General features: G+C 72.0%; 10 protein-coding genes. 2 read left to right on the forward strand and 8 right to left on the reverse strand.

Annotated elements, in window-relative coordinates; all coding sequences use genetic code 11:
* Position 1: 1 nt before the first annotated feature.
* The 4 genes from ABD295_RS00360 to ABD295_RS00375 all read right to left on the reverse strand — a co-directional run bounded on the left by ABD295_RS00360 (position 2) and on the right by ABD295_RS00375 (position 3,137).
* On the reverse strand, positions 2-823 hold the full coding sequence (locus ABD295_RS00360) for an ABC transporter permease (protein ID WP_344301489.1): 822 nt from the start codon (positions 821-823) through the stop codon (positions 2-4).
* A complete protein-coding gene (locus ABD295_RS00365) occupies positions 820-1,653 on the reverse strand; it encodes an ABC transporter permease (RefSeq protein WP_344301491.1) in 834 nt (277 codons plus the stop codon). The genes ABD295_RS00360 and ABD295_RS00365 overlap by 4 nt, the downstream gene beginning before the upstream one ends.
* 22 nt (positions 1,654-1,675) lie before the next feature.
* On the reverse strand, positions 1,676-2,629 hold the full coding sequence (locus ABD295_RS00370; RefSeq protein WP_425573922.1) for an ABC transporter ATP-binding protein: 954 nt from the start codon (positions 2,627-2,629) through the stop codon (positions 1,676-1,678).
* Between the two features lie 151 nt (positions 2,630-2,780).
* Positions 2,781-3,137, reverse strand: coding sequence for a hypothetical protein (locus tag ABD295_RS00375; RefSeq protein ID WP_344301492.1), 357 nt, complete (start codon positions 3,135-3,137; stop codon positions 2,781-2,783).
* Positions 3,138-3,252: 115 nt separating this feature from the next.
* Here ABD295_RS00375 and ABD295_RS00380 point away from each other — a divergent pair, with 115 nt between their 5' ends.
* Positions 3,253-7,860 carry an ATP-dependent helicase gene (locus ABD295_RS00380; protein ID WP_344301493.1) on the forward strand — a complete coding sequence of 1,536 codons (4,608 nt, stop codon included), beginning with the start codon at positions 3,253-3,255 and terminating at the stop codon, positions 7,858-7,860.
* A complete protein-coding gene (locus tag ABD295_RS00385) occupies positions 7,847-8,647 on the forward strand; it encodes a DNA-formamidopyrimidine glycosylase family protein (protein WP_344301494.1) in 801 nt (266 codons plus the stop codon). Before ABD295_RS00380 ends, ABD295_RS00385 begins: the two co-directional genes overlap by 14 nt.
* 3 nt (positions 8,648-8,650) lie before the next feature.
* Here ABD295_RS00385 and ABD295_RS00390 read toward each other — a convergent pair whose 3' ends face one another.
* The 4 genes from ABD295_RS00390 to pgsA form a co-directional block, all read right to left on the reverse strand.
* Positions 8,651-8,971, reverse strand: a complete 321-nt coding sequence (locus tag ABD295_RS00390; RefSeq protein WP_344301495.1) for a helix-turn-helix domain-containing protein — start codon at positions 8,969-8,971, stop codon at positions 8,651-8,653.
* A gap of 163 nt (positions 8,972-9,134) precedes the next feature.
* The gene (locus tag ABD295_RS00395) at positions 9,135-9,629 is read right to left on the reverse strand and encodes a CinA family protein (RefSeq protein WP_344301702.1); all 495 of its coding nucleotides are present in this window, start codon (positions 9,627-9,629) and stop codon (positions 9,135-9,137) included.
* A complete protein-coding gene (locus ABD295_RS00400) occupies positions 9,626-11,956 on the reverse strand; it encodes a bifunctional metallophosphatase/5'-nucleotidase (protein ID WP_344301496.1) in 2,331 nt (776 codons plus the stop codon). The genes ABD295_RS00395 and ABD295_RS00400 overlap by 4 nt, the downstream gene beginning before the upstream one ends.
* A gap of 85 nt (positions 11,957-12,041) precedes the next feature.
* Complete coding sequence (gene pgsA, locus ABD295_RS00405; protein WP_344301497.1) at positions 12,042-12,674, reverse strand: CDP-diacylglycerol--glycerol-3-phosphate 3-phosphatidyltransferase; 633 nt, start codon at positions 12,672-12,674, stop codon at positions 12,042-12,044.
* Between the last annotated feature and the right edge of the window lie 7 nt (positions 12,675-12,681).

The following is a 12,681-nucleotide window of genomic DNA, read 5'->3' on the forward strand; positions in this document are numbered from 1 at the left end:
CTCAGGTGAGCAGCAGCTTGTCGAGACGGCGGCGGACGACGGCCAGTCCGACCAGCCCCATCGCCACGAGGTAGACCACCGACACGGCGCTCGCGACGGTCACCGAACCGGTCGTGAGCTCGCGGCAGAGCACCACGCCGCGGTAGAGCGGGGTCGCCTCCACGACCCAGCGCAGCCAGCCGTCGAAGGCGGTCACCGGGAAGAAGGTCGCCGAGAAGAGGAAGAGCGGCAGCTGGACGAGCGTGATCTTGTCGAAGTCCTGCCAGCTCTTGAAGAACGTCGTGATCGACATGAAGACCGCGCTGAACGCGAAGCCGATCAGCAGCGCGGCCGGCAGCGCGAGCAGCGCCCACCACGAATCGATGAGTCCCATGGCCAGCATCACGACCAGGAAGGCGGCGGAGTAGGAGCCGCCGCGCAGCTGACCCCAGACGATCTCGCCGCGCGCGACGTCGCCGGTGGTCAGCGGCGTGGCCAGCATCTGGTCGTAGAGCTTGTCGTACCTCAGCTTGAAGAACACGTTGTAGGTCGAGTCGAGCAGCGCGCCGTTGAACGCCGAAGCCGCGAGCATCCCCGGGGCCACGAACGCGGCGTACTCGATCGGCTCGCCGTTGAACTCGAAGCCCTCGACGAGCTGGCCGACCCCGATGCCGATCGAGAGGAGGTAGAACACCGGCTCGAGGAACCCAGTGAGGAAGAGCTTCCAGACGCGCCGGTAGACGAGGTAGTTGCGCAGCACGATCATCTTGAGCGCCTGCCACGGGCCGAGCGGGGTGACGCGACCGGGTCGGTCGAGGTCGCCGTCGTAGGTCGGGGCCGTCATGAGACGAGGCGTTTCGTCAGGCCGGCGATGGCCCACCAGACGCCGAACGCCAGCAGCGCCAGGAGGACCGCGACGTTGATCGCCGCGACCCCCCAGTCGACGTGGTCGACCGAGAACATCCGGGACAGGTTGACGCCGTGCCACAGCGGGGTGAGCCGGGCGATCCACGCGCCGACGTCGCCGAGGTTGGTGACGGGGAAGAACGCGCCGGAGAACAGGAAGAGCGGGAAGACGCCGAGCCGGAAGAGCACGCCGAACCCCTCGTCCGAGTGCAGCCTCGCGGTGAAGCCGTAGACCAGCGCGGCGAACACCATCCCGACCAGCACCTGGGAGACGAAGGCGAGGAGCGGTCCCCACCATGTCTCGAAGACCCCGAAGGGCGTCAGCACCAGCATGAACACCGCACAGCTGGTAGCCACTCGGAACGTCACGAACAGCAGGTGCGCGACGACCAGGTGCACCACCTGGAGCGGCGTCGCCAGCATCGAGTCGTAGACGCGGCGCCACTTGATCATGCCCATGACGGGGTACGTCGTCTCGCCGACCGCGGTCTGCATGGCGTGGGCGGCGACGAGTCCCGGCACGATGAAGGCGAGGTAGGACGTCGCACCCTCGAGCCGGGCGGGGTCACCCTCGATGAAGCCGCCCAGCAGCACCCCCATGGCGAGGACGTAGAAGATCGGCGCGAGGAACGAGGAGATGATCGTGCCCCGCCAGGTGCGCTTGTAGACCGTCCACCAGTAGTCGACCTGGCGGCCGACGCCCTCCCCCAGCGGCAGCCCGCGCAGCATCACCTCGCGGGTGGAGGTCACGTTGCCCGCCCAGCTCATGTCGTCTCCCTCCCCCAGCCGCTCAGTCGACGAGCGTGCGGCCGGTCAGGCGGAGGAAGACGTCCTCCAACGTGGAGCGCCGGACCAGCACGGCGGCCGGCTGGAGCCCCCGCTCGTGGACCTTGGCGATGACCTCCTCGCCGTCGTCGCTGTAGACGAGCAGCCGGTCGGGCAGCACCTCGACCCGCTCGCCGAGGTCGGCGACCTTCTCCGCGAGCCCGTCGTGGGTCTGGCCCTCGGCCGCCACGCCGAAGCGCAGCTCGGCGACCTCGCGGGTGGAGTGCTGGCGGATCAGGGTCAGCGGCGAGCCCTCGGCGACGATCAGGCCCTTGTCCATCACGACGAGCCGGTCGCAGAGCTGCTCGGCCTCGTCCATGTAGTGGGTGGTGATCACCAGCGTGACCCCTGACTGCTTGAGCCGGAACAACCGCTCCCACAACACGTGCCGTGCCTGGGGGTCGAGTCCGGTCGTCGGCTCGTCGAGCAGCAGCAGGTCAGGGCGGTTGATCAGGCTGCGCGCGATGGTGAGCCGTCGCTTCATGCCCCCGGAGAGGGCCTCGACCTTGGACTTGGCCTTGTCGACGAGCTGGACGAACTCGAGCAGCTCGTCGACGCGGGAGGCCACCTCCCCGCGCGGGATCCCGAAGTAGCGGCCGTAGATGTAGAGGTTGTCGCGGACGTTGAGCTCGTTGTCGAGCGTGTCGGCCTGGGGGCAGACGCCCAGCCGGCCACGGATCGCGGGCCCGTCGACGGCCGGGTCCATGCCGAGGATGCGCAGCTCGCCGCCGCTGACCGGCGAGACCGCCGCGATCATCCGCATCGTCGAGGACTTGCCGGCGCCGTTGGGACCGAGGAAGCCGAACGCCTCGCCCTTGTGCACCTCGACGTCGATGCCCTTGACGGCCTCGAAGTCGCCGAAGCTCTTGCGCACGCCCTTCGCGCTGATCATCGGGGCACTGGTGCTGCTGGAGGTCACGAACCACGACGCTACCGACAGTCCCCCGGAAGTGGTCCGATGCGACGGCGGTGCGCCGAGCACAGGTGGCCGGACGGCTCAGGCGTCGGGCGTGGCGCTCAACGCGCGTCCGGCCAGCTGCCCCGCGAGGATCCGGGCACCTTTGCGCCCCCTAGTGCCTGACGCTCGCACCGCCGACGAAGGCCAGCGCCTCCTCGGTCAGCGCCCGCTCCTGGCGGGCGTCGTCGACCACCAACCACTGCTTCATGACCCGACCCTTGCCGTTGTCGAACGCGCTGCCCGACCCGTCTGCCACCAGCGCCGCCACCCGCTCGGCCGGCAGCTTGACCACGAACCGCCCCCACACGTCGACCATCGCGAAGATCGAGCCGTCGACCTTCATCCCAGACCCGCCGAACGCCCTGCTCCCCGACGGCGGGGTCACGCCCGGCCTGCCGGCCAGGTCCGCCACCAGCGCGTCGAACCGCCGGCGGGTCTGCTCCTGTGCTTCTGGCCCCTGCTGCGTCATGCCGCAAGTCCAGCACGAGCCACCGACAACGGCTCGGGCGTTTTTCACCTGCGGTTGGTGGCCGCTCGCCAGGGGGGTTGTCGGTGGCGTCCGGCAGGATGGAGGAGTGGACGGGGTGAGCGCGCTCGGGGGCTTCAGCGAGCCGACCCGCACGTGGTTCGAGGCGGCGTTCGCTGCGCCCACGCCCGCTCAGGAGGGCGCGTGGGAGGCCATCGGCGCCGGACGGCACGCGTTGGTGGTGGCGCCGACCGGCTCGGGCAAGACCCTGAGTGCGTTCCTGTGGTCGATCGACCGGCTGCTCACCCAGCCGGTCCCCGACGACAAGGCGCGGCGCTGCCGGGTCCTCTACATCTCTCCGCTCAAGGCCCTCGGCGTCGACGTCGAGCGCAACCTGCGCGCCCCGCTGACCGGCATCCGGCACACCGCGGAGCGACTCGGCCAACGGCTGCCCGAGGTGCAGGTCGGCGTCCGGTCCGGCGACACCAGCGCGGCCGACCGTCGCGCCCTGGTCAGCCGTCCGCCCGACATCCTGATCACCACGCCCGAGTCGTTGTTCCTGATGCTGACCAGCCAGGCCCGCGAGTCGCTGCGCGGCGTCGAGACCGTCATCGTCGACGAGGTGCACGCGGTCGCGGGCGGCAAGCGCGGCGCGCACCTGTCGGTCAGCCTCGAACGGCTGGACGCGCTCCTCGAGCGTCCTGCGCAGCGGATCGGTCTCAGTGCGACGGTCCGGCCGCTGGAGGAGGTCGCGCGCTACCTCGGCGGGCAGGCGCCGGTCGAGATCGTCGCGCCGCCCAGCGAGAAGTCCTGGGAGCTCAAGGTCGTCGTCCCGGTCGAGGACATGACCGCCCCGGAGGCGTACGACGAGGACGGCGACGACCCCCAGCGCTCCACCAGCATCTGGCCGCACGTCGAGGAGCGGGTCGTCGACCTGGTCGAGCAGCACCGGTCGACGATCGTCTTCGCCAACTCCCGGAGGCTCGCCGAGCGCCTGACGGCCCGGCTCAACGAGATCGCCACCGCGCGGGCGGAGGAGGGCGCGGTCACGGCCGGCTCGAACGACGACGCGGGCCCGCCCGCGCATGTCATGGCCCAGTCGGGCGCCTCGCGCGGCGCCGACACCGTCATCGCCAAGGCCCACCACGGGTCGGTCTCCAAGGAGCAGCGGGCGATCATCGAGGACGACCTCAAGCGCGGCCGGCTCCCGTGCGTGGTCGCCACCAGCAGCCTCGAGCTCGGCATCGACATGGGCGCGGTCGACCTGGTGATCCAGATCGAGTCGCCGCCGAGCGTCGCCAGCGCTCTCCAACGCGTGGGGCGTGCCGGTCACCAGGTCGGTGAGACCAGCCGCGGCGTGCTCTTCCCCAAGCACCGTGGCGACCTCGCCCAGACCGCGGTAGCGGTGGAGCGGATGCTCACGGGCGCCATCGAGTCCATGCGGGTGCCCACCAACCCCCTCGACGTGCTGGCCCAGCAGGTCGTCGCCGCCACCGCCGTCGACGACTGGGACGTCGACGAGCTCTTCGCCGTGGTCCGCCGCAGCGCCGCCTTCAGCCAGCTGCCGCGCAGCGCGTACGACGCCACGCTCGACCTGCTGTCCGGGCGCTACCCGAGCGACGAGTTCGCCGAGCTCCGCCCCCGCATCGTCTGGGACCGCGTCACCGGCCGCCTCAGCGGCCGTCCCGGCGCCCAGCGGCTCGCGGTCACCAGCGGCGGCACCATCCCCGACCGTGGGCTCTTCGGTGTCTTCCTCGTCGGTGGCGAGGGACCGGGCCGCCGGGTCGGCGAGCTCGACGAGGAGATGGTCTACGAGTCCCGCGTCGGCGACGTGTTCGCGCTCGGCGCCACGAGCTGGCGCATCGAGGACATCACCCACGACCGCGTGCTGGTGACACCCGCGCCGGGCGTGCCCGGCCGGCTCCCGTTCTGGAAGGGCGACACCCTCGGCCGGCCGGCCGAGCTCGGTGCCGCGATCGGCGCCTTCACCCGCGAGCTGGCGTCGCTGCCCGAGGGGCCCGCACGGGCACGGGCGTCGGCCAACGGCCTCGACGACTACGCCGCTGCCAACCTCGTCGGCTACGTCCACGAGCAGGTCGAGGCGACCCGCACGGTCCCCAGCGACACCACGATCATGGTCGAGCGGTTCCGCGACGAGCTCGGCGACTGGCGCCTGGTGGTGCACTCGCCCTTCGGGACCCCGGTGCACGCACCCTGGGCGCTCGCCATCAACGCCCGGCTGCGCGAGCGCTACGGCGTCGACGGCCAGGCGGTCGCGTCCGACGACGGCATCGTCGTCCGCATCCCCGAGACCGACGCGGAGCCGCCCACCGGCGAGGTGGTCGTCTTCGAGCCCGACGAGATCGACGAGCTGGTCACCGCCGAGGTCGGCGGCTCGGCCCTGTTCGCCGCGAGGTTCCGTGAGTGCGCCGCGAGGGCCCTGCTGCTCCCCCGCCGCGACCCGGGGCGGCGAAGTCCGCTGTGGCAGCAGCGCCAGCGCGCCGCCCAGCTGCTCGAGGTGGCGGCCAAGTACCCCTCCTTCCCGATCGTCCTCGAAGCCGTCCGCGAGTGCCTCCAGGACGTCTACGACCTGCCGGCGCTCGTCGCGCTGATGCGCCAGGTCGACCGGCGCGAGGTGTCGGTCGTCGACGTCGCGACCGAGTCGCCGTCGCCGTACGCCCGCACGCTGCTCTTCGGCTACGTCGCCCAGTTCGTCTACGAAGGCGACTCCCCCATCGCCGAGCGGCGCGCCGCGGCGCTGTCGCTCGACCAGGGCCTGCTCGCCGAGCTGCTCGGCCGCGCCGAGCTGCGCGAGCTGCTGGACCCTGAGGTGCTGACCGAGGTCGAGGCGGAGCTGCAGCGCACCGCTCCCGATCGGCGTGCACGTGACGCCGAGGGCCTCGCCGACCTGTTGCGCCTGCTCGGCCCGCTGTCGACCCAGGAGGTGCGTGACCGCGCGATCGACGGCGCCGACGTCGACGACTGGCTGCGCACCCTCACCGAGACCCGCCGGGTCGTTGAGGTGCGGATGGCCGGCACGGAACGCTGGGCGGCCGTGGAGGACGTCGGCCGGCTGCGCGACGGGCTCGGGGTCCCGGTCCCGCCCGGCACGCCCGACGCCTTCACCGAGTCCCTCGACGACCCGCTGGCCGACCTCGTCGCGCGGCACGCCCGCACTCACGGACCGTTCACGACCGACGAGGTGTCGACCCGTCTCGGCCTCGGCGTCGCCGTGGTCCGGCACACCCTGGAGCGCCTCGCGGCGCAGGGCCGCGTGCTCGACGGCGAGTTCCGTCCCGCCGGGTCGGGGACCGAGTGGTGCGACGCCGAGGTGCTCCGGCGGCTGCGCCGGCGCTCGCTGGCACGGCTGCGCAAGGAGGTCGAGCCCGTCGAGCCCGCGGCCCTGGCGCGGTTCCTCGCCGCCTGGGCACACGTCGCGCCCGGCAGCGGCCGGGGCCTGCGGGGCGTCGACGGTGTCCTCTCCGTCGTCGACCAGCTCGCCGGTTGCTCACTGCCCGCATCCGCGCTCGAGCCGTTGGTCCTGGCGGCGCGCGTGCCCGACTACGAGCCGGCGTACCTCGACGAGCTCACCAGCAGCGGCGAGGTCGTCTGGGCCGGCCACGCCCCCCTGCCGGGGTCCGACGGATGGGTCTCCCTGCACCTCGCCGACCAGGCTGCCCTGACTCTGCCGGCCGCGCAGGACCTGGACGTCGACGACGTCCACCGGGCGCTGCTGAATGCCCTCGAGCCCGGCGGTGCGTGGTTCTTCCGCCAGCTCGCCGACTCCGTCGCCCGCCGCCTCGACCGCGCCGTCACCGACCAGGCGCTGTCCTCGGCGCTGTGGGACCTCGTCTGGGCGGGACGCGTGGGCAACGACACCCTCGCGCCCCTGCGGGCCCTCGTCGGCTCCGGCGGCGCCCATCGGACGCAGCGCCAGCGCGCGGGGGCGGGGGCCAGACCTCGCCTGGGCAGCACCACCCGTGGCCGGGGCCGGATGCCGGTGCGCTCGGGACCTCCCGAGACGGCGGGCCGGTGGGCGGCGCTCCCCGAGATCGACACCGATCCGACCCGTCGGGCGCACGCCGTCGCCGAACGACTGCTCGACCGGCACGGGGTCGTGACCCGCGGCGCCGTGGTCAGCGAGCGCGTGGCCGGCGGCTTCGCGGCCGCCTACAAGGTGCTCGCGGCGTTCGAGGACTCCGGCCGCTGCCGCCGGGGCTACTTCGTGGACGGGCTGGGTGCCGCCCAGTTCGGCACGTCCGGTGCTGTCGACCGGCTGCGCACCTTCGCCGAGCCGGCCGACCTGGGGTCCGCCGACGCCAAGCCCGCCGCCATCGTCCTGGCGGCCACCGACCCCGCGAGTCCCTACGGCGCCGCGCTGCCCTGGCCGAGCGGCGACACCGACCCGGACACCGGCCAGCGCGGCGGCCACCGACCCGGCCGCAAGGCCGGCGCGCTGGTGGTGCTCGTCGACGGGTCCCTCGTGCTCTACGTCGAGCGCGGCGGCAAGACCCTGCTCAGCTGGTCGGAGACGGGCAACGAGCTCGGGCCCGCCGCGCACGCCCTGGCCGACGCGGCCCGGCGCGGGGCCCTCGGCCGGATGATCGTCGAGAAGGCCGACGGGGAGCACCTGCTCGGCAGCGGACCGACGCCGTTGCGCGTCGCCCTCGAGGACGCCGGCTTCGTGACCACCCCGCGAGGACTGCGGTTCCGTGCCCGAGGGTGACACCGTCTACGCCGCCGCCAGGAGGCTCCGAGTCCTCGACGGGCACGTCGTGACGACCTCCGACTTCCGGGTGCCCCAGCACGCGACCGCCGACCTGGTCGGTGCCACGGTCGTCACGACCGTCAGCCGCGGGAAGCACCTCCTGACCCGGTTCGCGCCGGCCGACGCCTCGCCGCCGATCACCCTGCACACCCACCTGAAGATGGAGGGCGTGTGGCACGTGCACGCGCCCGGGTCCCGGTGGCGGCGGCCAGCCTTCGAGGCGCGCGTGGTGCTGCGCACCGCCGCGCACGAGGCGGTGGGCTTCGCCCTGGGGGTCGTCGAGCTGGTGCCGACCGCCGAGGAGGACCGGGTGGTGGGCCACCTCGGACCCGATCTGCTCGGCCCCGACTGGGACGAGGACGAGGCCGTCCGGCGGATGATCGCCGATCCGGAGCGGCCGGTCGGGGAGGTGCTGCTAGACCAGCGGTGCCTGGCCGGCGTCGGCTCGGTCTACCGCTCCGAGCTGTGCTTCGTCGCCGGAGTGCACCCGCGCACCCCCATCGCCCAGGTCGGCGACGTACGCCGGCTGGCCCGGCGCGCGCACCAGATGCTCGACCTCAACAAGAACCGCGTCGAGCGCACCACCACCGGCGACACGCGGCGTGGCCGTCAGCTCTGGGTCTACGGCAAGCGCGGAACGCCCTGCCCGCGCTGCGGCACCCCGGTCCGCCGCGACGAGATGGGCCCCGAGGGGCAGGAGCGGATCGTCTACTGGTGCCCGTCGTGCCAGCCGGTTCGCGACTGATCGTCAGGCGGCCGAGGCGACCACGTCGCCGCTGGTGCGCCGGCCGACGGGGACCACCGGCAAGGGGGTCGCGGCCAGCTCCAACGCGGCCTCTTCGAGCGCGACCGCGTCGCTCACCTCGCGGAGGACCTCCGACAGCGGGAGGTCGAGGGCCGAGCACAGGGAGAACAACAGCTCGGAGGAGGCTTCCTTCTGGCCGCGCTCGATCTCGGAGATGTAGCCGAGGCTGACCCGTGCATTCTGGGAGACCTGGCGCAGGGTGAGCCCTTGCTGCATGCGGCGCGCGCGCAGCACGCCACCGAGCAGGCTGCGGAACAACACCATGGCGCTCTCTCCTCTCCGCACGAGACCCGGTCCGGTCGTCGTCGACCCGGGGTGAGGTGCACAACGCTACCCGGTCGGGGTTTCTTCCGCGGGGAGTCCCGCACGCCCGTGCCGCTCGGCGCGTCGCGCAGGTCGGGGCGCCCCCCGATCGGCTCCGGACGGGCTACCCCTCGGCGAGGCGGTCGGCCAGCGCCCCGAGCGCCTCCGCCACGGTCCGGGCCTGGATGGTGGCCCGGTCCCCGGTGAGCTCGAGAGCCAGCGCGGTCGTGCCGCCCGGGCCGTCGACGCCCACGAAGACGGTGCCGACGGGGTGTCCCTCGGAGGGCTCCGGACCGGCGACGCCGGTCGTGCTGACGCCGTACGTCGCCCCCGTGACCGCCCGGACACCTGTCGCCATCGCGCGCGCACACTCGGCCGACACGACGCCGTGGGTCTCGATCAGCGTCGCGGGGACGCCGAGCAGGTCGCGCTTCATCTCGGGCGAGTAGGCGACGACGCCGCCCAGCACCACGGCGGACGCACCAGGGACGGCGGTCAGTGCCGCGGCGAGGCGGCCACCCGTCAACGACTCGGCGACGGCGAGCGTGGCGCCCGCCCCCTCCGCGGTGCGAAGGAGGCGGGCGGCGGACTCGTACGCCGGATCTGCCGCGCGGCTCAGCGGCGGACCTTGACCCGCAGCGTCTCGCGCGCGGAGGCGATCGCCTTCGTGCCGAGGTAGGTGACCTGGATCTTCTTCATGCCGCGCTCCCCGTAGCGGGCCAGCGTGAGCGTGACCTTGTTGTCGTTGAGCTGGCCGAGGTAGGTGCGGCCACCGGTCTTGATCCTGACCTTGCCCTGGATCTTGTCGATGCCCTCGACCTTCAGCTTGACGCGGATCTTCGGCCGGGTGCGGTCGACGCGGATCTTGCTCTTGCGGAAGACCTTGCCCTTGACCGTCGGCTTGGCCTTGCGGATCTCGACCGGGAGGCGCAGCACGGTCCCGGTGCCGGGACCTCTGAGGATGAGCGTCTGCTCGCCGATCGGCACCCGCAGCCCGAGACGCGAGTTCAGCAGCGCCTTGCCGTACTCGTCGAACGGGTCGGTGCCGACCGTGTTGTCGACCTTGGGTCGCACCAGGCTGACCGAGCCGATCTTGGCAGCCACCTGGGAATCGGTCTTGTCGGTCTTGGCCGTCATCCGCCACGACGTGAGCCTCAGGTCGAGTCTCTGGCCGATCCGGTAGAACTTCGGGGCGCCGGTGGGCCGGCTGACGCCGATCGAGTGCTGGCTGTAGTCGACCGGGAGCGGCGGGTCACCCGACACGCTGGCGAGCTCGGCGAAGTAGTCGACCATCGCCTGCAGGTCGACCTTGCCGGTGTCGCGCCTCTGCGTGCCGTTGGCGAACTCCCGGAAGTTGTCACCGCCCGAAGCCAGGAAGGAGTTCACCGTCACCGAGTACGCCGTCGTCGGCGACAGCGCCGTGCCGTTGAGCCAGATGCCGGTGACCCGGTCGCCTTCCTTGCGAGTCGGGTCGTAGGTGTACTGGAAGCCCTTCGACGTGCCCAGTCGCAGGAACGGCCGCGAGGGCACGTTGCCGTCGGCGTCGCGCTGCCACTGCTGCTCGAGCACGGTCTTGATCTGGGCGCCGGTCAGCCGCATGTTGACCAGCGTGTTGGCGAACGACTGGACGTCGGCTGCTTGGCGGTAGGTCACGACGGCGGGATAGGTCGCGGCGCTCAGGTCCTCCCGGAGCCCACCTGGGTTCATGAAGGCGATCTGGGCCTCGCCGCTGATGGGGGCGCTGGTCGCCCAGCGCTGCACCTCGGCGACGAGGTTGCCCAGCGTCGACTCGCCGCCACGGTTCTCGTCGGAGTCGCCCACGACCGCAGAGAGCCTGGCCCGTCCGAGGGCCGCGCCGATCCGGCCGAGCGGAACCGCCCCCAGCACGTCGGCCTTGGCGATCGCCGGATCGATGATGTTCGTCTGCACCGAGCTCTGCAGCGTCACCGCGCCGGGGGCGGTGACGGCGGTCGTCGCGACGGGCACGACGGTCTGCGAGACCACCGAGGGCGCGAGGCCGTTCTCCACGTTGAACACGAGCTTGTTGAGGTTGGTGCCGTACTGCCCGGCTGAGACGACCGGCAGCTGGCGGCCGTTCTGGAGGATGGAGTGGTTGTAGGCGAGGTGGGTGTGGCCCGACACGATCGCGTCGATGTTGGTGCTCACCCCGTTGACGATCCGGCCGAAGGCGCTCGCGGGGTCGGTCGCCGAGGACGCCGCGGTCGTGGTCGCGCCCTCGTGGACGAGGAGCACGACCAGGTCGGCGCCCTGGTTGGTGGTCAGGTCGGCGGCTGCGGCGTTCACCTCGGTGACGATGTTGGTCACGGTGATGTCGGCGATGCCGGCGGGCGACACGAGGGACGGGAGCTCCTCGGTCACCGCGCCGACGAAGCCGATCTGCACGCCGTTGACGGTCTGCACCCAGCTCGCGTCGACCGCAGGAGAGTTGTCGGCCCTCTTGCGCAGGTTGGCGGCGAGGTACTTCCACTGGGCGCCGCCCAGGGGGTTGGTGGTCGCGTCGTAGGGCGCCATCACCCGGTTCACGAGGTCGGCGTACCCCTGGTCGAGCTCGTGGTTGCCGACCGCCGACACGTCGAGGTCGGCGGCGTTCAGCGCGTCGATGGTCGGCTTGTCCTTCTGGATGAAGGAGTCGAAGGTCGACGCGCCGATCAGGTCACCGGCGGCAGCGAAGAAGGTCTCCCCCGCGAAGTCGGTCTCGAGCTGCTTCACGACCCCGGCGAGCTTGGCGGCGCCGGCCTGTCCGTTGCTGCCCGGCAGCAGCCGCCCGTGGAAGTCGTTGGTCGCCAAGATCTGGATCTGCACCGGGGCCGCGTTGGCGACGGAGGCCGCGGCCAGGCTGAGCGTGGTGGCCGCGAGGGCGAGACCGACGCCGGACGTGAGGAGGAGCCGGGCGCATCGACGGACGGATGTGGAGTGCGTGCGCAAGACGGGTCCCCCTCGTGTCATGTCCCGGAGCGCAGGACGCCGTGGCGACCCGGCCGTTCGGTCACCTTAACCCGGCTGAAGGGGTTCAGCGCTGACCGTCGGCGGGCGCCGACGCGCGCATCTTGTGACGCTGGTGCCACACGTCGCGGAAGAACTCGTAGCCCGACCACAGCGTCAGGCCGACCGCGATGGCCAGCAGCCCCTGGGCGAGGTAGAAGAGGGCGGCGCCCGGCCAGCCGAACTGGTCGAAGGCGCCGCCGTGCGCGGAGTCGCCGTGCGGGAAGGGCAGGGTCAGTCCCGACAACGCGATCGCCTGGAAGGTGGTCTTCACCTTGCCGCTCGACTTCGCGGCGATCACGACGTGCCTGAGCACCGACAGACGCAGCAGCGTCACGCTCCACTCGCGCAGCAGCACCACGATGGTGACCCACCACCAGATGTCCCCGACCATCGACAGCGCGATGAACGCCATGCCGGTGATCGCCTTGTCAGCGATCGGGTCCGCGATCTTGCCGAAGTTGGTGACGAGGTTGCGCGCACGCGCGATGTCACCGTCGATCTTGTCGGTGATCATCGCGCCCACGAAGATCGCGAACGCCACGCAACGCCACAGGATCGAGTCGCCGCCGTCCTGCAGCAGTGCCCAGGCGAAGAAGGGCACCATCACGATGCGCAGCGTCGTGAGGACGTTGGGGAGGTTCCAGTTGCTGGTGCTCATGGTCGAG

The organism is Nocardioides bigeumensis (genome assembly GCF_039531755.1).
GTDB lineage: Bacteria > Actinomycetota > Actinomycetes > Propionibacteriales > Nocardioidaceae > Nocardioides > Nocardioides bigeumensis.